Origin of the sequence: Polaribacter haliotis (assembly GCF_014784055.1) — a bacterium.
Lineage (GTDB): Bacteria > Bacteroidota > Bacteroidia > Flavobacteriales > Flavobacteriaceae > Polaribacter > Polaribacter haliotis.
The window spans coordinates 1,921,644-1,941,707 of sequence record NZ_CP061813.1; the positions used below are offsets into that span (position 1 = coordinate 1,921,644).

Below are 20,064 nucleotides of genomic sequence, written 5' to 3' on the forward strand. Positions count from 1 at the left end.
ATCAAAATCATATAACATTAATTCAATTTTTTCTAACTCTTTTAATGAAGTTATATTTTTGTACTATCTTTAAAATGAACCATTTACATAAAAATGAAAATATTAACTGATCTTTTTCAACTTTTTTATCCTAGATTATGTGCAAATTGCGATACTCAACTGATTGAAAACGAACTTATTTTATGTACATTTTGTAGACACGATTTACCGTTAACAAACTTCAATAATTATAGAGAAAATAAAGTTGCAAAAATTTTTTATGGAAGAATTGCTGTAGAAAAAGCATATTCATTATTATTTTATAGAAAAGAAGGCATTTCCAAAAAACTAATTCAGGAATTAAAATACAAAGGAAATGAAGATATTGGTATTTTTTTTGGTAATTGGTTGGGCGAAATGTTAAAAGAAAATAAAGAATTTAACGATATAGACTGCATTATACCTGTACCACTTCATCCTAAAAAAAAGCGACAAAGAGGTTACAATCAAGTTAGTAAATTTGGTGAAACTGTTGGAAAACACTTACAAATTACTTTTAACGAAAGGCTTTTAACAAGAATATCCTCTTCAAAAACACAAACCTTACAATCTCGTTTTGAGAGATTTACAAATAACGATACCAAATTTTCATTAATGGATTACACTACTTTAAAAAACAAACATATTTTAATAGTAGATGATGTTATTACTACTGGTGCAACTTTAGAAGCGTGTGCGAAAGAACTTCAAAAAACAGAAAATATTAAAATTAGCTTTTTAACAATTGGCTATACAGAGTTAAATTTATAATTTTTAAGTAAAAAATAAATTGTTAATTTGTATAAAATTTATTGCTTGTGATATTTTCTAAAAAAATTATTTTTTTACTTTTTTTCGTTGTTTTAATTAGCAGTTGTGCAAAAACAGGAAGACCAGATGGTGGCCCAAAAGATGAAGATGCTCCTTTATTTGTTACATCAAATCCACCCTACGAATCTATTAATTTTAAAGAAAAAGAAGTAGAGTTGTATTTTAATGAATTTGTAAAATTAAAAGATTTAAATAAACAATTGGTAGTTTCTCCTCCTCTAAAAAATCCACTTATAGTAACTCCACAAAGTACAGCTAGTAAATTTTTAAAAATTGAAATTTTAGATACATTAGCGACCAACACCACATACATTTTTAATTTTGGAAACGCTATTGAAGATAATAATGAGAGTAATATATTAGAAGGTTTTAAATATGTTTTTTCTACTGGAACATATATAGATTCTCTTAAAACTTCAGGAGAAGTACAAGATGCTTTTTTTAGAGAAAAACCTAAAAAAACAAATATTGTTTTATATCGAATAGATAGCACCTATACAGATTCTCTTATTTATAAGAAAAAACCAAACTATGTAACATCTGCATTAGATACAACCAAATTTAACTTTAGTAATCTTAAAGAGGGTAAATATCGATTAATGGCGCTACAAGAAAGTTCGAGCGATTATCTATTTAATTCGAAATTAGATAAAATTGGTTTTTATAATGATACTATATCGTTACCAAGAGATAGTATTCTTTTGCGACCTATTGTTCTTTTTAAGGAAGTACAGCCTTATAAATTTAGACGAGGAAAAGAAATTACAAAAGGTAAAATTCAGTTTGGTTACGATGGAAAAATTAAAGATTTAAAAGTAAATTTATTATCTAAAGTTCCAGATTCATTTAAAAGCATTTCACGTTTTGAAGCGAATAAAGACACCCTTAACTATTGGTTTACACCTATTGATGTAGACTCTTTAAATTTTACTGTTTCCAACGATATTTATATAGATACTGTAACTGTTCGATTAAGAAAAAATAAGATAGATTCTTTAAACGTAAACTTTCCTTCAAATAAATTATTACATTTTAGAGACACCTTATTTATTAAAGCTAACAACCCTTTAACAGCGATAGATACTAGTAAAATTTCTTTAATTGATTCAGATACTTTAAGGGTTGCGTTCAATATCTTTAATTCTAAAAAAGAAAATAAATTAGGAATTATTTTTGAGAAAAAACAAAAGAGCGCTTACAATTTAAAACTTTTACCAAAAGCAGTATCCGATATTTATAAAACAACAATAGATACTTTAAATTTTAGTTTTAGAACACAAGAAATAGAAGACTATGGAAAAATAACACTGGACGTAGTAAATTCTAAAAACGAAAATCTAATAATTGATCTTATTTCTGTAAAAGAAAAGAATAAAATTATAGAAAGACGCTATATTAAGAGTTCCGAAAATTTAGTTTTCGATTTATTAGAACCTAAATCTTATATTTTTAGAGCAATTATAGATAGTAATAAAAATAAAATCTGGGACACAGGTAACTACCTAAAAATGAGACAACCAGAGAAAGTTTTTTATTATGAAACACAAATAGATTTAAGAGCAAACAACTATGTTTTTGAAACATTTTCTATAAATTAATCTTCACAATCTACAATTAGTTATTTTTTTTTATATATTTGGTTTTTTACTTAAGACCCCTAAATCTTGAAAAACCCCTTAACAATTCTTTTTGTAATTGTTTTTTTTCTAGAAATAAAGGCTCAACATTACACACACGATATTGGTGGTTTTGTGGGCTCTACTAGTTTACAAACTGATTATGGAGAGAGAAACCATTTTGGTAGCGAATTAAACAATCAAGGAATGTCCTTTTCAGTGGCATATTACCTTAGTTTTTACAACAGAACTTTACGTTGGGACCCCAACAACGTTTTGCACAATCACTTGATGGTTAAAACCAACTTGCAGTATTTAAGCAAAACAAAAATGCAACATCATGGAATTTATGCTTCTAAGCAAAGTTATGCTGGAGAGCAATTAAGATCTATGAAAGGTACTGTAAGAATGATGAATGTTGGTGTACATCTAGAGTACTTTTTACGTCCTTTAGAGGAATTTGTATATCCATATTCCGATATTTTTTTCAATCCGTTTTTTACATTCGGATTTCAATATTCCTTCTTTAACAATACTGCAACTTCCGATTTAGGAGATTGGCAAAATGATATCACTGTATTTCCTAAAAAATACCAAAATAACGGACATGTAGAAGTTGGTGCGAACGAGTCTTTCGTATTTTCTATTGGGCTTGGTTCTCGATTTAAGCTAACAGAAAAATTAGATTTAGCTGCGCAGTTTAACTATCAATATTTCTTTTCTGATAAAGTAGATGGATTACAGGCAGCAGTTATTGAGAATAAAAATAACGAATGGGCATTAAACATACAAGTTGGTTTAGTTTATCACTTGAACTTTAGTTTGCCTTTATTTTATTAATATTCGCTTGTTTTTTTTCCAATAAAAAAATCTGTAAGTGTATTTGGGTATTTAAGAACATACCTATCTGCAACATCAAGCGTACGTTTTACCATACTTGTGTCTAAAAGTACTTTCTTCTTTACAATTGGAGAAGCTTTATGATTGGGGAGAATTTTTTTAAACGGATTGCTCATTATTTTACAACTCTTCGTATAATTTAATTACTTTTTGTTTTGCTCTTTTAATTCGCATTTTAACAGCACTTTCGCCAATATTTAAAATGTCTTTTATTTCTTTAATACTCTTTTCATCTTGGTATTTCATTAATAAAATCATTTTATCTGATGGTTCTATTAAAGCTAACACCTTAACTAACTTCTTAGACTTTAATTCAAATAAACTATTGTCTTCAATTTCTTCAAAAGAACTTTCTTCTTTAATTTGATCTGTTACTACAGTTACTCTTTCTCTTTTTTTGTGTTGATCTCTTTGTACATAATTCACACAAAAATTATAAGTGAAAGAATATAACCAAGTAGAAAATTTAGAATTCCCTTTAAAAGTTCTCAATTTTACAAACAGTCTCACAAAAACATCTTGCATTAAATCTTCTGCCTCTTGCCTATTTTTAGAAAAACTATAACATTTATTATAAACAACAGTAGAAAATCGGTCATATAAAGTTGCAAACAACTCTGTATTGTTGGTTCTTACTATTTCAAATACTAATTCTTCGTCGGTAATTCTAGCGGTTAATGTTTTCAATGTTCTTAATTTTGACACTAAATAAAGAATTTAGTCACACCTAGATTGGAGAAAAAAGATAAGCAGTCGTATTCTGTCGTTAAATGGTAACTTTTATTCTTTATATAAAATCCACTTATATTTATTTTAAAAAAATAAATTTTTTTGTAACATAAAGTTCTTTTCTTACGTATAAGTAATTGTAAGCCTCTCAATAATCTTAAAAAGCTTACGGTTTAGAATACATGAGACAACTTAAAATTACCAAGCAGGTTACCAATAGAGAAACTGCATCGTTAGACAAATATTTACAGGAAATTGGAAAAGTAGATTTAATTACTGCAGATGAAGAAGTTGAATTAGCACAGCGAATTAAAGCTGGCGATCAAAGAGCATTAGAGAAATTAACAAAAGCAAATTTACGTTTTGTAGTTTCTGTAGCAAAACAATATCAAAACCAAGGATTAACATTACCAGATTTAATTAATGAAGGTAATTTAGGTTTAATTAAAGCCGCAAAACGTTTCGATGAAACTAGAGGTTTTAAATTTATATCATACGCAGTTTGGTGGATTCGTCAATCGATCTTACAAGCATTGGCAGAACAATCTAGAATTGTACGTTTACCGTTAAATAAAATTGGTTCTATCAATAAAATTAACAAAATGTACGCCTTCTTAGAGCAAGAAAACGAGCGCCCACCAAGTGCCGAAGAAATTGCGAAGAAATTAGACATGACTGTGAATGACGTAAAAGAATCTATGAAAAATTCTGGACGTCACGTATCTATGGATGCACCTTTAATTGAAGGTGAAGATTCTAATTTATACGATGTTTTAAACTCTGGAGAATCTCCAAATCCTGATCGTAAATTATTACACGAATCTTTAAGAATCGAGATTAACAGAGCGTTAGAAACATTAACACCTCGTGAAGCAGATGTTGTAAAATTATATTTTGGTTTAGGAGAACACCAACCAATGACTTTAGAAGAAATTGGAGAAACTTTCGATTTAACAAGAGAAAGAGTTCGTCAAATTAAAGAAAAAGCAATTCGTAGATTAAAACATACGTCTAGAAGTAAAATTTTAATGACATACTTAGGCTAGCAATCGCAGATTGCATTGGGTATTTCACTTATGCTTTAAGAATATACAAACTCTCGAATTCATTTTCGGGAGTTTTTTTTTAGTGAAAAATATCTAAAAATTAAACAAAGCTTTTAAAATTAAATAACTTTTAAATCTGTTTAAATAATTTATCTTTACAGGATAACAGTAACATAAGAGATATGATATCCAGATTTATTTACGGGATATCGTTAATAAAAGTTATTATATAACGAGTTGCCACCAATACGAAAAAAACCAATCTGACGAATGAAAAAAATTCTGATTTTATTAATAATGTTGAATTTTATATCGTGTAGTAAAATCACACCTTCAGGATTTTGGCTGAATTACGAAACCGACTTTATTACAGAAAAACAAAATGACCAAGGACCTTTTGGAGGAACATTGCTTATAAATTGGATTGCGGATAACGATTATGAATTTGATATTAAAAAAATAACTGAACTTGCCGATAAAAACGATTGGAAACTGATTGACAGTATGAATTATAAAAAAGCGGATTTGAGAAATATGACGGATTTTGGAAAACCGACAATCAATCTTCCTCTCAAAAATTTTACGCCTGAATCAAAAAAAGCGGATTTGAAATCGGAACCTTTTCCTCGCTGGATTGAAACGAATTTTAAGCTTTACCGATTTAAAACTGGTTGGTTGATTTTTGAACCTGGAACTAATGACTCGACTAATGAAAATGGATTTTTATTAATAAGTTCTGACAATAAACAAATGACTGTTTATCATTTATGGGGCGAATAAATAGAAAAAGTACTGGTGGCAACACCGTATATAATTTATTGCTAGTTCTAGCCTACTTACGAAAATCCTCGCGGATTTTCTTGGTCGGTTTTTATTTACTAACTTTAGTGCTTGAAACACGCAACAAATCATATACAACAACGTTGTAAGTAATTTGCCAAAAACCGAAAATGAAGTATCTGATTTTAATTTTAGTCTGTTTATTTATACAATCTTGTTCTGATTGCACAAATGTATATTTTACGGAAAACGACAAAACTTGGTTTACTAATTATAATGTTGGAGATAAAATAATATTCAAATCTCAACTAAATGATTATGACACAATTTTTATTACAAATAAAGTTGTCAAAGAACCAAAAGGTGAATGCAATCCATTTGTGTCTGAATTTGACAAAGATTTTGTTAGAGTAGATTACGAAATTAAAAAAGATACTTTCAAATTAGTAAACGATTACTTTGTACAAATTGGAGCGAATGAAAATCTGAAAGACGCAAGTCCTGTCATTCGTTTACTAAATATGGAATATAGTAATTCTAGAAATAATTTACCTACACCAAAAGTATCTGAATTGAATGCTGACTGGAAAAATGTTTATACTTTCGACAAAAATAATTGTCCATATTCAAATTTGAATGGAAAATTTGGTTTAACTGAATTTCAATGGGATAAAACTTATGGACTTGTCTCGTATAAAAACGAAAGCGGAGAAAAATGGATTTTATTAAAGAAAGAATAAAAACTACTTACAACAACGTATATAATTTATTGCTAGTTCTAGCCTACTTACGAAAATCCTCGCGGATTTTCTATTCGGTTTTTATTTGCTAAATTAGGTGTTTAACCACGCAACAAACCATATACAAACCGTTCTACGCAATTTACCAAAAATACCGCTGAAAAATGAAAACCGAAAAAATAATTTATGAAACTAAACCGAAAATAATTAGTCTTTATGGAGTTCTTTTTTTGTTTTTAATTGGAACATATTTCGTTTATACTTCTGAATCATTGACAATCAAAATTTTTATGGGTGGAATTTTTTTATTCGCACTAATTTTTGGAATGATTAGAAATTATCTTGCAAACGGAATTATAATTACTGAAAATAGAATAGAATTACTGAAAACGAATATGACTGGAAAAACTGAATCTGAATTTATTAATTTTTCTGAAATTAAAAGCGTAAAATATAATCAAGGTCAATATCGACAAGACAGCGCAATTTATTTAAGGAGAAAACTGAAATCGGAACTGAAGGTTCTTATTCCAATTAATTCATTTGAATTTGGTCACGTTTTAAAGTTTTTAAACGGAAAAGGAATTGAAATTAATTTAGTTCATTCTGACCAGGAATTACGAATGTTTATAGACGGAAAAATAACTGAATTTCCAATGACGAATGAAAAAACTGCGTAGAACACCGTATATAATTTATTGCTGGCTTCTTGCCTACTTGCGAAAGTCCTCGCGGACTTTCTTGGTCGGTAATTATTTATTAAATTAGTTGCTTGAAACACGCAACAAACCATATACAACAACGTTGTACACAATATGAGAAAAACCCTATGAATACTGAAAAAATAGACATTCAGATTTTATCCAAAACGGATAATTTGAGGCTTTACATAATTGAACATACTTTACATATTGAAACACTAATCTCTGAAGCAATAGGTAGTCTACTAAATATTGATTACGAAACTTCAAAATCATTTGGATTTCGTTCAAGTTCTCTTTCTTTCAGCCAAAAAACATATATAATTCAAGATATTAAAGGGCTTGAATCAGAAATGGCGAAAAAACTAAATGCTTTAATGAATATTAGGAATAAATTCGCTCACGTTCAAGTAATTGATTCTTTTGAGAAATTCTTTGAAATTGCAAGTAATGGAGAACAAATAAAAAATAGCCTTGAAAAATGGTATAGTGTTGAAAATAAAAAAGAAGAAGACAATAAATACAAATTTTTATTTTTTTTACTATCAGAAGAAATAACTAAAATGCTTTGGGATTTAAGAGTAAAAGATAGGTTAGAAAAAAGTGTGCTTCAAGCTGAAAAGGTTTTCCAAAAAGGTCAATTGGAATCTTTTAAAGAAATAATGAATGAATCTGAAAATCCAGAGGAAATAAACGCAGAAGTTTTAAAAAGAACAATTAAAAAAGTTCCACAACTTCGAGTTGAAAGTAAAAAATAAAGTTCTGTACAAAAGATGAAAAAAACTACAGATAAAACTCATAAATGGGAATTTGGTATGTATCCAATCTCAAAAGAAATGTCTGATAGATATGAAAAATCTATTTTTCGCATTATAAAATTTCTCAATGATTTTATTATTTATAATAAGGTTCTTGATGATTTTTCCGAATTAAAAGGAATGTTAAATAGAACAGTTAAAAAAAATCAATTAGATTGGTTTACAGTTTATGAAAAGTTACATTATCCTAATGAACGTGAATTAGTTGGAGTAATATTTTTAATCACTGAATTAAGAAACCTACTAAAAAACAACAACTCATTAGAAGAGTTCAAACAAAATGAAAAAATATTCTTGTGCTATTTAAAGAAACTAATTGAAAATTATAATTCAAAAATAAATGCACCAGAAGAATATCTTTATATTTTATCGTTAAAAAATGAGCCTGATATTCTCAAAATTGGAATGACAACTGGAAAAGTTTCAAAAAGAGTTAATCAAATTAATTCAAGCACAGGAGTTTTGAATCCATATGGTGTTAGAAAAGTCTTTAAAGTTAAAAACTGTAAAGTTGCAGAGCGAGAAAGTCATTTAATATTAAGTGATTATAGAATTAGAAAAGACCGAGAGTTTTTTAAAATCCCTTTTGCTCAAGCATTAGATTTAATTGAGAAAAGTTTTACTCAAAATGGTCTTAAAATTCGGAATATTGGAAAAATCATTTATTTTAATCCTGCAAGTAAAATAGGAAAAATCAAATATTGTGGCATTGAAAACATTGAGTTTTCTAAAGAAGATTTAGTTTTTGAGAACGAAACTTTTGAAATTGGAAATTTAGTTGAATATGATATTAATATCGTTAAGAAAAAACTAAAAAAGATAGTGAAAAATACTGTGTACAACACCGTATAAACTTTATTGCTGGCTTCTCGCCTATTTGCGAAAGTCCTCGCGGACTTTCTTGGTTTGTGTTTTATTTACTAAATTAGTTCCTTAAAACACGCAACAAAGCTTATACAACAACGTTACCACACATTTGAGAAAAACGCTTTTCATATCGACAATTTTAGTTTTGAATTCATTCTTTTCGTTTGCCCAAAACAGAATTGAATTAGTTGCGAATGATTGTAGTCAAGAAAATGGATTTACAATGTTTTTATTGGATAGAGCTAAACCGAAAATTCTAACTGAACAAAAATTTGAACAAGAAGAAAAATATTGGAATAATCAAAAGAAGATTTTACTCAATAATTCGGACATTATAAAAATAGAATACACGAATATTTTTGGACAGATAATCGACACAACTTTCACAAACGCAAAGGAACTGAATGAAATAAAAATCTGTGTAAATAAATTCAAAGATTACGAAAAGAAATCTCTAATAAAAGAATCAATCCAAAACGACCAAAGCTGGGTTTTAAACTCAACTTGGGGACATCAAACTTTTGAATCTGATGAACTGACTTTAAAACCTAAAAACGGATTTTTAAAATATAAATATTACAAAAACGGAAAAAGAATAAAGCGTGGAAAAATAAAAATAACGGAATCCGTTATGGACAGAATAGCTTTATTTGAGCGTAAACTGAATTTAATGCAAAATGCTGACAATTCTTGTAATTTCGGAATTAGTTATAATCTTGACAATGGAATTGAAAAAATTAATTTTCAAGACGACAGTTGTTCTGGATTTTCGAATGAACAATTACTGACTGAATTAAAAATAGTGAAATAAAAAACGTGTGGTAACACCGTATATAATTTATTGCTAGTTCTAGCCTACTTACGAAAATCCTCGCGGATTTTCTATTCGGTTTTTATTTGCTAAATTACGTGCTAAACCACGCAACAAACCATATACAAACACGTTGTAAGCAATTTGAGAAAATGGCGAAATATTTAACAGACATAAGTATTGAAAGTGAATTTTCGCAGGAATTTTCAAATGGATTTACGAAATTAGACTTTAACAAAACTACCAAAGTTGTTCAAGACATATTTTGGTATCTAATTCCAAATAAATTCGAATTTGATGGAATTGGAAAATTAAATATTAGAATCACTTCTGCAATTCCAGATAATAAATACAAGGAAACAGCTGTTGGATTTGCACAATATACATACGGACAATTTGAATTTTCTAAATATTTTAAATTACATCAAACCGAACAGAATAAGGTTATATTAAAAATATTACAGAAAGCTATATCTGATATCCTAAAGCACAATCAAGAAAAAGCTAATACTTTAATTGAAATTACGAATAGAATAAGTGACATCGGATTTGAATACGAGACAGAGGACAAAAAACTATCTAAGTGGAATAGAAAACGTAATTATAGAGGTTTAGTCATTTACAAAATTGACAAAAACGGACAAAATGCATACGTTACGTTAACTGATAAAAATGGAGTTGTATTTTTTAGAGAACACCTTTTAAAGAATAGGGTTTACGACTTCTTTAATAGTTTATATAAAACGAAATGGATTGGAGAAAAATTTCAGATTATTAATAGAGATGGAAATTTATTTAAAGAATTTGATGCGGAAAAAACTGCTTACAACAATGTATATAAAAAATAGCGCAAGTCGTTGCTAACACTAAGTCTTGGGCATTTTTCGGAAGTCGCCAAATTTTTAAATTTGACGATTTCCCAAAAATAAAATAAATAGTAAAATTTAAAAATTCGGCTTGTGTTTATCCGAAAAGTAACAGCTTATTTTCAGCACTACTTTTCATATACGGAGCCGTTGGGTTTAATACGAATGAAACATATAAACTACATTTTAATATTTCTATTTTTAGTTGGTTGCTCATCAACAAAAAAACTGACTAAAAACAGTTCCAAACCGACAAAGTTTGTTTTTAAGAAATCTATGGTTTCTTCCCAAAATGGAATCTCGAATTTAAAATCAAAGCAGGATTCTTTAATTGATGCAACTTACAAGCCGAATGGAAAAGATTCTTTGATGAATAAAAAACTTAAGGAAATGCAGATGACTGATTTTCTAACTCAAACACCAGAAACGGAAATTTATGTAGAAATTCAAAATGACTCTATTTGGCGTTATACCAAACAAAAAGGTAAAATGATTGGCGATTATTTTATGATTCAAAAAAATAGCGGAATTTTAAACTATTACGACAAATCCAAATCTGTCAATTATAGAAAGTATGACCTGTTTGCTAAAAATCACGAATACGAAATAGTTGAAAATCGAAAAGACAGAAAGGAAATAAAGGGTTTTGATTGTTACAAATTGACTTTAATAAAAAAAGACACAGAAAGCGACTTAGGAAATACGATTTACGAGATGTATGTGACTGACCAAATTGAATTACCAATACATTCCGTTATTAATTTAACTAAACTTATTCCGAATAACTTTCCAATGGAAATTAAAGTCTGGGAAGAAAAACTTTCTGGAATGGCTGAATTATATGAATTAATCGGTATTGAATAAAGTACTAAACCCAACAACGTATATAATTTATTGCTAGTTCTTGCCTACTTATGAAAATCCTCGCGGATTTTCTATTCGGTTTTTATTTGCTAAATTACGTGCTAAACCACGCAACAAACCATATACAAACACGTTGTGTTTAATTTGAAAAAGAAAATTAATGAAACAAAGTAAGATTTCTAAAACTTGGAATTATTACAAAAAAAATAGTTGGAAATTAGGAGTCTTAATTTTATCAATAGTTCTTTTTTACTTTGTTATTCAGAAAATTGAATTGAAACAAAATTCCGTTGAAACTTATGGTAAAATATATGAAAAAAAACGAATTGTAAGTGGAATCAGAGTTGGACCTCTATTTAAGTACAAGTTTTGGTTTATGTATAATGGGAAAAAACATTTTGGAGAAACAACAAAAACTCTTGAAGGAGAAAATAATATTGGAAAAGTATTTAAAGTGAGAGTTTTAATGAATAAACCTGAGAACTATGAAATTCTTTTTGACCAAGAATATGTTGAAAAATATATTATTGACAAAAACGGAATTAAAAAAACTCTATATTTTGAAAAAAACTAAACACAACAACGTGTATAATTAATGGCTAGTTCTCGCCTACTTACGAAAATCCTCGCGGATTTTCTATTCGGTTTTTATTTGCTAAATTAGTTGCTTAAACACGCCACAAATCATACACAAAACCGTTGCCAGTAATACAAAACCAAACTAACTAAAAATCGAAGTATGTTTAAAAAAGCAATAATAGAAGCCTTTCACTGGAGTATGAAATGGTATTTTGGTTCATTTGCTGTAGCCATAGCAACTTTTTTCTTTTTTCAAAAAACCTTGGACTTCACAACTTGGCGTTCTATTAGATATGGTTTAGCAATTTTCACTATAACATTTATTGTACGAGCATTTATACAATACATACAAAAAATCGATGATCTTGAGCAAACTGTAAATAAAAAACAAGAAAAAATCGATGTTTTTGAAAAAAGTAATAGTAAATCAGACTTAATTAAAAAATATAATTATTACGGAGAAGTACTTATCGCTTTAAAAGATATTTTTTCTCAAATAAACAAAATTAAAAGAAATGAAAATGTAACAAAAAAAGATATAAGTAATCAATTAATAAAACTTTCAAATAGGTTAAAATCTGTTTTTGAGAAACGATTTAATAATAATTACTCTATTTCAATAAAGGTTATTTTAAAAGAAAAAGATATTCCTATATCTGAAAACTCTGAAATAATAACATTGATTCGTGATGAAGAAAGTTATTTTGAAAGAAGGGATAATGCAAAAAACAACAATAAACATATTATAAAAGATAATACTTGTTTTAGTGAAATTCTAAAAAACATTGAATCTCCAAATAAAGCATATTTTTTCTCTAATAATTTACCTAAATCGAATAACTATTGTAATAGTAGTGAAAAGGATTACGGAACAATGCAAAAAAATTTAGAAGAAAAAGAGAAATTAAAATACTGGACTTTACCTTACAAAAGCGAATTGGTTGTTCCAATTTCTCCTATATCATATAATACCAATGAAAGAAAAAATCATTTTTTCGGTTATTTATGTGTAGATTGTAACGAAATTGAAGGATTCCATAAAAAATATGACGTTCATAATTTACTTGGATTAGCAGATGGAATATCTGATTTATTAGAACAATGGTTAATACTAAAAATTAAAGAAAATGGCGAATAAAAAAAATTATAATTCAGAAAATAAAGATAAAAATACAAATTTTGACTTTTTTGAAAATTATAATAATAATGTTGAAGTAGTAGGATTTAGAACCTCTTGGATTTCTGAATTTAAAGATGAAATGAAAAGTATATATGAAGGTGGAAAAAAATCTGAAAAAAAATAAAAGTACTACTGGCAACACCGTGTATAATTAATTGCTGGTTTTAGCCAATTTACGAAAGTCCTCGCGGACTTTCTATCTATGATTTATTTGCTAACTTTAGTGCTTAAAACACGCAACTAATCTTACACAACAACGTTGTGGGTAATTTAAGAAAGATGAGGCATTCCAGTTCCAGTTTCAACAAAACTCTTTAAACTTTGAGTTACAAATCTTTCCCAAGCCGGAAAACAAATTTCATAACAGTTTAACTCAGGAACTAATCCATTATGTGCGAAATTTAGAATTGTTTCGTTTTGACCTTTTTCTTCCAAAACCCATTCAACAAGAGTTCCTTCCCACTCTTTTTCAATTCCATCATAACCGTTGTGAATATGTTTAGCCTCAATACATTTCCATACAATTTTTGTATTTGGTTCAAATTCGGAGATTTTAAACTTCCAATAAGTACTATCAAAACTTGTTGTGAATTCATCACCAACTGAAGAAACTGAATTATCTGTATTTCCCCACCATTTTTGGACGTGTTGTGAAATAGCATTGAATACTTGTTGTGTAGTTCCATTAATCGAAACCATTGTTGTGTATGACATAATTTAATTTTAAAATATTAATAGTGCTTGCGAATTACAAGTGCAAATATATAAAAGTACTTTTATTTTACAAGTGCATTTTTATATATTTGCATATGAAACAGATTGAAAGAAGGTCGGACTGTCCAATTAGCTTATCGCTTGACATTTTTGGAGACAAATGGACTTTACTAATTTTAAGAGATTTTATTTTCTTTAACAACAGACACTTTAACGAGTTAGTAACAGTTGAAAAAATATCTACAAATATTCTTGCTGACCGATTAAATCGACTACTTGAAAATGATGTTGTAAAAAAAGAAGTTGATAGGAATAATAAATCTTCATATCTGTATTCGTTAACAGAAAAAGGAATTGAATTAATTCCGATAGTTATTGAAATTTATAAATGGGGAGCAAACAATATTGACGGAAATAATGCTAATCGTGAATTTAAAAATGAATTGAATTCTAATTTTAATAAAGTGACATCGGAAATAGTTGACAGAATAAAAACTACCCACAACAAAGTATAAAATCAATGCTTGGTTCTGTGCTTAAACCAGCGATAAGTCCTGTTTTGCTACATCTGATTTTCCTGCGGAAAATCCTTGCACACAAAACCGCACTAATCTTATACATAAACGTTGTGCACAAGCTAAAAAAACGACTAATCGAAATGAAAAATATAGAATTTAAAATCGGAATAGTTCCAAAAACATCTGAAATAATTGAGGTTTATGATAGTTCGGGAATCAAAAGACCGACAAAAGATAGCGACCGAATTACTAAAATGTATAAAAATTCTAATCTGATTATAACCGCGTGGTTGAATAATGAGCTGATTGGAATATCACGCTCAATAACTGATTTTTGTTATGCTTGCTATTTGTCGGATTTAGCTGTGAAAAGCGAATACCAAAAAGAAGGAATCGGAAGGCAACTAATAAAACTGACAGAAAAAGAAATAGGTAAACAAACTGCATTAATTTTGCTTTCCGCACCATTAGCAATGGAATACTATCCTAAAATTGGATTTGATAAAGTTGAAAATGGATTTATAATACGTCGAACTGAATAATTTAATTTAGATATAAAAAAGCCTGATGCACAACACTGTATAAAAATAATTGCGGTTTAGTGCTTAACCAAAGGTCGTTGCGAGTTTGTAACGTCTGATTTTCCTTCGGAAAATCCTCGCATACAAACCCGCAACTATTCTTATACAAACACGTTGTGTGGCATTTGAGAAAACCGAAATAAAATGGTCGAAACAAGACAAGAATATCTCAAACGAATAAATTTCGTCTTAGATTTTATTGATAAAAATCTTGATGTTGACCTATCACTTGAATATTTATCAAAGAAAGCTCATTATTCACCTTACCACTTTCATAGAGTATTTCTAACAGTAGTTAACGAAAGATTAAATGAGTTTATCAATAGAAAAAGAATTGAGCGAATTGCTTCAATTCTACTTGTTGAACCAAAGATTCCCTTAATCGATTTAGCTTACAAATACGGTTTTAATAGTGACAACTCTTTTTCACGAGCATTTAAGAAATACTATGGTATCAGTCCAACTAAATTTAAATCTGAGGGAAAAGAAATACTTAGCAAGATTGGTATAGAATTTTTTTCAACCGAAAAATACATTTGTTCCATTAATGATATTAAACAATGGACTAAAATGAATACACAAATAACGATTAAAGAACTTCCTGAATTAAAACTTGCAAGTATATCTCATATTGGGAGCTTCGAAAAGGTAGCTAATATGTTTCAAAAGTTAATGGAATGGGGACATCAAAAAGGAATATTAGACACTTCAAATTTTAAAGCAATAACAATTTATCACGACAACCCTAATGTTACCCAAGCTTCAAAATTAAGATTCAGTACTTGCATAACAATTAGTGAGAACATTAATGCAGATGGAGAAATTAGACAAATAGACTTACAAAAAGGTACTTATGTCGTTGGGCATTTTGAAATTAAAGCAGAAGAAATTTCAAAAGCGTGGAAAAGTATGTGTATTTGGGTAATAGAAAATGGTTATGAATTTAGAGATGGTGATTATTTTGAAATGTATCATAATGACCACAAAACTCATCCCGAACAAAAATTCATATTAGACATTTGTATTCCTTTACAAAAGACTAAAAACATTAAACTTGGAGAAATCAACAAAGTAAATCTGTCGAAATATAAAGCTCAAAACCAAAAATGTGAAAACAACTTAGATTATCATCAATTGATAAACTATATGAAAGAATTGAGGCTCTTTTTTCAAAAAGAGTATGGCACAATTTTTAGACTCGGAAAGATTTATCAGGGAGACCCTAATTTCTCTTACTTTTCTCTAACGACAGATGAATTAAAAAAGCAAAAACTTAAATTCGTTATCATTTTAAATCACAAAGAATTGTATTTTTCGATTTGCTTATCAGGTCAGAACAAAAGTATTCGAAAAAAGTATTGGAAGATTTTTAAAGGTAGCGATTGGAATAAATATCATTTGGCAGAATCAATTGATGACAGTTTATCTATTATAGACCAGATAATTGTTGAAGAACCAAATTTTAATAATAAAAGAAGTTTAACCGAAAAGATTGAAAAGGAATCAATGAAATTTACTAGAGAACTAAAAGGTATACTTGAATAAAAACGACCACACAACATGCGTATATAACAAATAAAAATAGTGTAAATTTTAATTATTAAAATAGAGAATTCTAAAATAGCTATTTTTTTTTCAAATTTTAAACTCTTTTAAAGGCACACTGTATTACAAAGTATCTCTTTCTTAGTATCTTTGTAAAACAAAATATATACAATAAATAAAATGAGTAATTTAATTGCACCTTCAATTTTAGCAGCAGATTTTGGTAATTTGCAAAGAGACGTAGAAATGGTAAACAATAGCGAAGCAGATTGGTTTCATATTGATATTATGGATGGTGTTTTTGTGCCAAATATTTCTTACGGTATGCCAGTTTTAAAAGCAATTTCTAAACATGCTACAAAAACTATTGATGTGCATTTAATGATTGTAAACCCAGATCAATACATACAAACATTTGCAGATTTAGGCGCAAATATTCTTACAGTTCATTACGAAGCTTGTACACATTTACACAGAACAGTTCAAGCAATAAAAGCTGCAGGAATGAAAGCTGGAGTTGCATTAAATCCTCACACACCTATCTCTGTTTTAGAAGATATTATTGTAGATTTAGATTTGGTTTGTATTATGAGTGTAAACCCTGGTTTTGGCGGACAATCTTTTATAGAAAATACGTATAAAAAAACGGCACAATTAAGACACTTAATTGAATTCTCTAAATCTAACTGTAAAATAGAAATTGATGGAGGAGTTACCAACAAAAATGCTAATGAATTAATTGAAGCTGGAGCAAATGTTCTAGTTGCAGGAAGTTATGTTTTTGGAGCAGAAAACCCAACAGAAACAATAGAAAATTTAAAAAACCTAATAAACTAATTGCTATATACAGTAATAGACATAGAAACTACAGGAAATGGATATAAAGGTTCTAAAATAACCGAAATATCCATTTTTGTTTTTGATGGAAAAAAAGTTGTAGACGAATACACAACACTTATAAATCCAGAACAAAATATTCCGCCATTTATTACCAATCTTACAGGCATTACAAATGCAATGGTAAGGAATGCGCCTAAATTTTATGAAGTTGCTAGAAAGATTGAAGAAATTACAAAAAACACCATTTTTGTAGCACATAATGTAAACTTCGATTATAACATAATTCAAGCTGAATTTAAAAGTTTAGGATTCGATTTTAAACGAAAAAAACTATGTACAGTTCGTTTGTCGAGAAAAATTATTCCTGGTTTAAATTCTTATAGTTTAGGTAATATTTGTACTTCAGAAAATATTCCAATTAACGGCAGACACAGAGCCAAAGGCGATGCAGAAGCCACAACAGAATTATTTAGAAGGTTAATTGAAAGAGATGATCAATTTATTATTAATTCATTTCTGCACCCACGTTCTAGACAAGCAACCTTACCACCTCTTTTAGATAAAAAAGTTGTTGATAATTTACCCGAAACTTTTGGCGTTTATTACTTTAAAAATTTAGCAAAAGAAGTTATTTATGTTGGTAAAGCTAACAACATAAAGCAACGTGTAATCAGTCATTTTTACGATAAGAAGAAAAAGGAACAAAATATGTGTTTAGAAACCGCAGACATTTCCTTTATAGAAACTGGTAGCGAATTACTAGCACTACTTTTAGAGTCTGAAGAAATTAAACACATTTATCCAAAATATAATAGAGCGCAAAGAAGAGCAGGAGAAGCTGTTGGTTTATTTTCTTATGAAGATCAAAAAGGGATTATTCATTTGGCTTATAACCGCTTAAAATTAGCTCCCAATCCAATAATGAAGTACTATTCTGTTGCAGAATGTAGAAATCATTTAGAGGTTCTTTGTAAAGAATTTGAATTATGCCCTAAATATTGTCATTTACAAACCAATGTCTCTAGTTGTTTTCATTATCAACTGAAAGAATGTAAAGGTATTTGTTGCGATAAAGAAGCTGTGGATGATTATAATATTCGTGTTAGACAAGCCATTAAATCTGTAGGAATTGATGCAGAAAATTTAATTATTAAAGAAACAGGAAGAACAAAAGATGAAGTAGGTTTTGCTTTAATTTTAGATGGAATCTACAAAGGAATTGGTTATTTAGATACTTCTCAAGATGTGCTGTTAGAAAACCCAGCAGATTATCAATTCTTTGTTGAACCAAAAAAAGATAATAGAGATATTCAAAGAATATTAACGGCTTATATTAGAAAAACAGAAGAAATTAAACTTCTAGCTAATGATTAAAAAAACAACTCTACTTCTATTAATCTCAATTATTTCCTGCAAATCACAAAAAATACAGATAAACTAAATTCAAATATAGAAAAAAACCTCAGAATTTTTAAATTCTGAGGTTTTTTGCGACTCCAGCAGGATTCAAACCTGCAACCCTCAGAGCCGAAATCTGATATTCTATTCAGTTGAACTATGGAGCCTTATTTATACAAATAATTATTTCGCCAAATGCTTTTTAACCAACATAGAAATTGTTTTCCCATCTGCTTGGCCAGCTAATTCTTTAGAAACAATACCCATTACTTTTCCCATATCTTGCATTCCTGAAGCTCCTACTCCATCAATAGTAGAAATTACAACTCCTTCTATTTCTTCTTCTGTTAATGCTTCTGGTAAAAACTGTTCTAAAACTGCAATTTCTGCTAATTCTGGTTCTGCTAAATCTTGTCTGTCTTGTTTTATGAAAATTGCAGCACTATCTTTTCTTTGTTTTACCTGCTTCTGGATAATTTTCATTTCTTGGTCTTCTGTCAATTCTGTTTGAACACCAGTTTCTGTTTTAGCCAATAAAAAAGCCGATTTTACTGCTCTTAAAGCTTGTAAAGCAACTGTATCTTTTGCTTTCATTGCTTCTTTCATTTTATCCATTACTTGTTTTTGCAAACTCATATTTTTAGTTTTTAATTATTTATTTTTCTTCAACTTTTTTAAATACAAAACATTCTTATTATAATCTATAAATGCTTTTCCACTTTGTAAAATATCTGCGCCAATAATACCATCTACTTCTTTAGCATTGTGTTGCGTTAAAGCTGTATTTACGTGAGATAAATCGAACAATACCAAGTGGAATTTCTTGGTTTTCCAACTACCAATTTTTAAAAGATTATTTTCAGAAAGTTGCGTTTCCATGTCTGTTGCTCCTGCTCCTGCAGCTTTTGTCTCACTTTCTTCGGCAATTAATTTAAAGTTTTCTACAGCATTTAAACCTACGCAAGAATTAGATGCACCTGTATCTAAAATAAAACGCCCATTAACTCCGTTAATTTTTGCTTTTAATTCTAGATGATTTGTTGCAATTTTTTTTAATGAAATCTTTACGTATTTATTCTTCTTTAAAATTTTTTCTAAACGTTTCATATAAATTTTTAAGAT

General features: G+C 28.6%; 25 protein-coding genes and 1 tRNA gene. 20 read left to right on the forward strand and 6 right to left on the reverse strand.

The features are described from left to right. Positions 1 to 93 precede the first annotated feature (93 nt). The 3 genes from H9I45_RS08170 to H9I45_RS08180 all read left to right on the forward strand — a co-directional run bounded on the left by H9I45_RS08170 (position 94) and on the right by H9I45_RS08180 (position 3,305). The gene (locus H9I45_RS08170) at positions 94 to 789 is read left to right on the forward strand and encodes a ComF family protein (protein ID WP_088355324.1); all 696 of its coding nucleotides are present in this window, start codon (positions 94 to 96) and stop codon (positions 787 to 789) included. 47 nt (positions 790 to 836) lie between these two features. Beyond that, on the forward strand, positions 837 to 2,447 hold the full coding sequence (locus tag H9I45_RS08175) for an Ig-like domain-containing domain (protein WP_088355323.1): 1,611 nt from the start codon (positions 837 to 839) through the stop codon (positions 2,445 to 2,447). 66 nt (positions 2,448 to 2,513) lie between these two features. Then, entirely contained in the window at positions 2,514 to 3,305 is a 792-nt protein-coding gene (locus H9I45_RS08180) for a THC0290_0291 family protein (protein ID WP_088355322.1), read from the forward strand. On the opposite strand, the gene H9I45_RS08185 is transcribed toward H9I45_RS08180, so the two are convergent. Then, positions 3,302 to 3,481 carry a hypothetical protein gene (locus H9I45_RS08185; RefSeq protein ID WP_088355321.1) on the reverse strand — a complete coding sequence of 60 codons (180 nt, stop codon included), beginning with the start codon at positions 3,479 to 3,481 and terminating at the stop codon, positions 3,302 to 3,304. The genes H9I45_RS08180 and H9I45_RS08185 overlap by 4 nt on opposite strands. A gap of 4 nt (positions 3,482 to 3,485) precedes the next feature. After that, entirely contained in the window at positions 3,486 to 4,052 is a 567-nt protein-coding gene (locus tag H9I45_RS08190; protein WP_088355392.1) for an RNA polymerase sigma factor, read from the reverse strand. 224 nt (positions 4,053 to 4,276) lie between these two features. Between H9I45_RS08190 and H9I45_RS08195 the strand changes: the two genes are divergently transcribed. The 12 genes from H9I45_RS08195 (at position 4,277) to H9I45_RS08250 (ending at position 13,470) form a co-directional block, all read left to right on the forward strand. Next, positions 4,277 to 5,140: a sigma-70 family RNA polymerase sigma factor gene (locus H9I45_RS08195; RefSeq protein WP_088355320.1), complete on the forward strand. Its 864-nt coding sequence runs from the start codon at positions 4,277 to 4,279 to the stop codon at positions 5,138 to 5,140. 270 nt (positions 5,141 to 5,410) lie between these two features. Continuing rightward, complete coding sequence (locus H9I45_RS08200; RefSeq protein WP_088355319.1) at positions 5,411 to 5,920, forward strand: hypothetical protein; 510 nt, start codon at positions 5,411 to 5,413, stop codon at positions 5,918 to 5,920. A 170-nt stretch (positions 5,921 to 6,090) separates the two neighbouring features. Continuing rightward, a complete protein-coding gene (locus H9I45_RS08205; protein ID WP_088355318.1) occupies positions 6,091 to 6,660 on the forward strand; it encodes a hypothetical protein in 570 nt (189 codons plus the stop codon). Positions 6,661 to 6,824: 164 nt separating this feature from the next. Next, complete coding sequence (locus tag H9I45_RS08210; RefSeq protein WP_088355317.1) at positions 6,825 to 7,340, forward strand: YdbT family protein; 516 nt, start codon at positions 6,825 to 6,827, stop codon at positions 7,338 to 7,340. Positions 7,341 to 7,489: 149 nt separating this feature from the next. Then, a complete protein-coding gene (locus tag H9I45_RS08215) occupies positions 7,490 to 8,119 on the forward strand; it encodes a hypothetical protein (protein ID WP_088355316.1) in 630 nt (209 codons plus the stop codon). Positions 8,120 to 8,134: 15 nt separating this feature from the next. After that, positions 8,135 to 9,031, forward strand: coding sequence for a GIY-YIG nuclease family protein (locus H9I45_RS08220; protein ID WP_088355315.1), 897 nt, complete (start codon positions 8,135 to 8,137; stop codon positions 9,029 to 9,031). 160 nt (positions 9,032 to 9,191) lie between these two features. Further along, positions 9,192 to 9,857 carry a hypothetical protein gene (locus H9I45_RS08225; protein WP_088355314.1) on the forward strand — a complete coding sequence of 222 codons (666 nt, stop codon included), beginning with the start codon at positions 9,192 to 9,194 and terminating at the stop codon, positions 9,855 to 9,857. Between the two features lie 152 nt (positions 9,858 to 10,009). Next, positions 10,010 to 10,705 carry a hypothetical protein gene (locus tag H9I45_RS08230; protein WP_088355313.1) on the forward strand — a complete coding sequence of 232 codons (696 nt, stop codon included), beginning with the start codon at positions 10,010 to 10,012 and terminating at the stop codon, positions 10,703 to 10,705. 183 nt (positions 10,706 to 10,888) lie between these two features. Further along, complete coding sequence (locus H9I45_RS08235; protein ID WP_140422783.1) at positions 10,889 to 11,587, forward strand: hypothetical protein; 699 nt, start codon at positions 10,889 to 10,891, stop codon at positions 11,585 to 11,587. A gap of 160 nt (positions 11,588 to 11,747) precedes the next feature. Beyond that, positions 11,748 to 12,161 carry a hypothetical protein gene (locus H9I45_RS08240; RefSeq protein ID WP_191141223.1) on the forward strand — a complete coding sequence of 138 codons (414 nt, stop codon included), beginning with the start codon at positions 11,748 to 11,750 and terminating at the stop codon, positions 12,159 to 12,161. Positions 12,162 to 12,326: 165 nt separating this feature from the next. Then, positions 12,327 to 13,304 (forward strand): hypothetical protein, encoded by a 978-nt coding sequence (locus H9I45_RS08245; protein ID WP_140422792.1) that lies wholly within the window; start codon positions 12,327 to 12,329, stop codon positions 13,302 to 13,304. Beyond that, a complete protein-coding gene (locus H9I45_RS08250) occupies positions 13,294 to 13,470 on the forward strand; it encodes a hypothetical protein (RefSeq protein ID WP_176397611.1) in 177 nt (58 codons plus the stop codon). The genes H9I45_RS08245 and H9I45_RS08250 overlap by 11 nt, the downstream gene beginning before the upstream one ends. A gap of 146 nt (positions 13,471 to 13,616) precedes the next feature. Here the strand turns inward: H9I45_RS08250 and H9I45_RS08255 are convergent, their stop codons facing one another. Further along, complete coding sequence (locus tag H9I45_RS08255) at positions 13,617 to 14,060, reverse strand: SRPBCC family protein (RefSeq protein WP_088355503.1); 444 nt, start codon at positions 14,058 to 14,060, stop codon at positions 13,617 to 13,619. A gap of 95 nt (positions 14,061 to 14,155) precedes the next feature. Here H9I45_RS08255 and H9I45_RS08260 point away from each other — a divergent pair, with 95 nt between their 5' ends. The 5 genes from H9I45_RS08260 to H9I45_RS08280 all read left to right on the forward strand — a co-directional run bounded on the left by H9I45_RS08260 (position 14,156) and on the right by H9I45_RS08280 (position 18,918). Beyond that, the gene (locus tag H9I45_RS08260; protein ID WP_191141224.1) at positions 14,156 to 14,575 is read left to right on the forward strand and encodes a winged helix-turn-helix transcriptional regulator; all 420 of its coding nucleotides are present in this window, start codon (positions 14,156 to 14,158) and stop codon (positions 14,573 to 14,575) included. Between the two features lie 143 nt (positions 14,576 to 14,718). Then, positions 14,719 to 15,120: a GNAT family N-acetyltransferase gene (locus H9I45_RS08265; protein WP_191141225.1), complete on the forward strand. Its 402-nt coding sequence runs from the start codon at positions 14,719 to 14,721 to the stop codon at positions 15,118 to 15,120. Positions 15,121 to 15,303: 183 nt separating this feature from the next. Then, complete coding sequence (locus H9I45_RS08270; RefSeq protein ID WP_088355451.1) at positions 15,304 to 16,704, forward strand: AraC family transcriptional regulator; 1,401 nt, start codon at positions 15,304 to 15,306, stop codon at positions 16,702 to 16,704. Between the two features lie 180 nt (positions 16,705 to 16,884). Next, positions 16,885 to 17,541, forward strand: a complete 657-nt coding sequence (gene rpe, locus H9I45_RS08275; protein ID WP_088355450.1) for a ribulose-phosphate 3-epimerase — start codon at positions 16,885 to 16,887, stop codon at positions 17,539 to 17,541. Further along, positions 17,542 to 18,918, forward strand: a complete 1,377-nt coding sequence (locus H9I45_RS08280; RefSeq protein WP_088355449.1) for an exonuclease domain-containing protein — start codon at positions 17,542 to 17,544, stop codon at positions 18,916 to 18,918. It abuts the gene before it with no gap. A 117-nt stretch (positions 18,919 to 19,035) separates the two neighbouring features. Here the strand turns inward: H9I45_RS08280 and H9I45_RS08285 are convergent. The 3 genes from H9I45_RS08285 to H9I45_RS08295 form a co-directional block, all read right to left on the reverse strand. Then, positions 19,036 to 19,109: transfer RNA gene (locus H9I45_RS08285), tRNA-Arg, on the reverse strand. A gap of 16 nt (positions 19,110 to 19,125) precedes the next feature. Next, positions 19,126 to 19,578, reverse strand: a complete 453-nt coding sequence (locus tag H9I45_RS08290) for a GatB/YqeY domain-containing protein (protein ID WP_088355448.1) — start codon at positions 19,576 to 19,578, stop codon at positions 19,126 to 19,128. Positions 19,579 to 19,593: 15 nt separating this feature from the next. Then, on the reverse strand, positions 19,594 to 20,049 hold the full coding sequence (locus tag H9I45_RS08295; protein ID WP_088355447.1) for a retropepsin-like aspartic protease: 456 nt from the start codon (positions 20,047 to 20,049) through the stop codon (positions 19,594 to 19,596). Positions 20,050 to 20,064: the final 15 nt, after the last annotated feature.

Excerpts from the sequence above, each read along its gene's own strand:
- H9I45_RS08170 (WP_088355324.1), top strand. The coding sequence starts at position 94 with ATGAAAATATTAACTGATCTTTTTCAACTTTTTTATCCTAGATTATGT.
- H9I45_RS08185 (WP_088355321.1), bottom strand. The coding sequence starts at position 3,481 with ATGAGCAATCCGTTTAAAAAAATTCTCCCCAATCATAAAGCTTCTCCA.
- H9I45_RS08195 (WP_088355320.1), top strand. The coding sequence starts at position 4,277 with ATGAGACAACTTAAAATTACCAAGCAGGTTACCAATAGAGAAACTGCA.
- H9I45_RS08200 (WP_088355319.1), top strand. The coding sequence starts at position 5,411 with ATGAAAAAAATTCTGATTTTATTAATAATGTTGAATTTTATATCGTGT.
- H9I45_RS08205 (WP_088355318.1), top strand. The coding sequence starts at position 6,091 with ATGAAGTATCTGATTTTAATTTTAGTCTGTTTATTTATACAATCTTGT.
- H9I45_RS08210 (WP_088355317.1), top strand. The coding sequence starts at position 6,825 with ATGAAAACCGAAAAAATAATTTATGAAACTAAACCGAAAATAATTAGT.
- H9I45_RS08215 (WP_088355316.1), top strand. The coding sequence starts at position 7,490 with ATGAATACTGAAAAAATAGACATTCAGATTTTATCCAAAACGGATAAT.
- H9I45_RS08220 (WP_088355315.1), top strand. The coding sequence starts at position 8,135 with ATGAAAAAAACTACAGATAAAACTCATAAATGGGAATTTGGTATGTAT.
- H9I45_RS08230 (WP_088355313.1), top strand. The coding sequence starts at position 10,010 with ATGGCGAAATATTTAACAGACATAAGTATTGAAAGTGAATTTTCGCAG.
- H9I45_RS08235 (WP_140422783.1), top strand. The coding sequence starts at position 10,889 with ATGAAACATATAAACTACATTTTAATATTTCTATTTTTAGTTGGTTGC.
- H9I45_RS08240 (WP_191141223.1), top strand. The coding sequence starts at position 11,748 with ATGAAACAAAGTAAGATTTCTAAAACTTGGAATTATTACAAAAAAAAT.
- H9I45_RS08245 (WP_140422792.1), top strand. The coding sequence starts at position 12,327 with ATGTTTAAAAAAGCAATAATAGAAGCCTTTCACTGGAGTATGAAATGG.
- H9I45_RS08250 (WP_176397611.1), top strand. The coding sequence starts at position 13,294 with ATGGCGAATAAAAAAAATTATAATTCAGAAAATAAAGATAAAAATACA.
- H9I45_RS08255 (WP_088355503.1), bottom strand. The coding sequence starts at position 14,060 with ATGTCATACACAACAATGGTTTCGATTAATGGAACTACACAACAAGTA.
- H9I45_RS08260 (WP_191141224.1), top strand. The coding sequence starts at position 14,156 with ATGAAACAGATTGAAAGAAGGTCGGACTGTCCAATTAGCTTATCGCTT.
- H9I45_RS08265 (WP_191141225.1), top strand. The coding sequence starts at position 14,719 with ATGAAAAATATAGAATTTAAAATCGGAATAGTTCCAAAAACATCTGAA.
- H9I45_RS08270 (WP_088355451.1), top strand. The coding sequence starts at position 15,304 with ATGGTCGAAACAAGACAAGAATATCTCAAACGAATAAATTTCGTCTTA.
- rpe (WP_088355450.1), top strand. The coding sequence starts at position 16,885 with ATGAGTAATTTAATTGCACCTTCAATTTTAGCAGCAGATTTTGGTAAT.
- H9I45_RS08290 (WP_088355448.1), bottom strand. The coding sequence starts at position 19,578 with ATGAGTTTGCAAAAACAAGTAATGGATAAAATGAAAGAAGCAATGAAA.
- H9I45_RS08295 (WP_088355447.1), bottom strand. The coding sequence starts at position 20,049 with ATGAAACGTTTAGAAAAAATTTTAAAGAAGAATAAATACGTAAAGATT.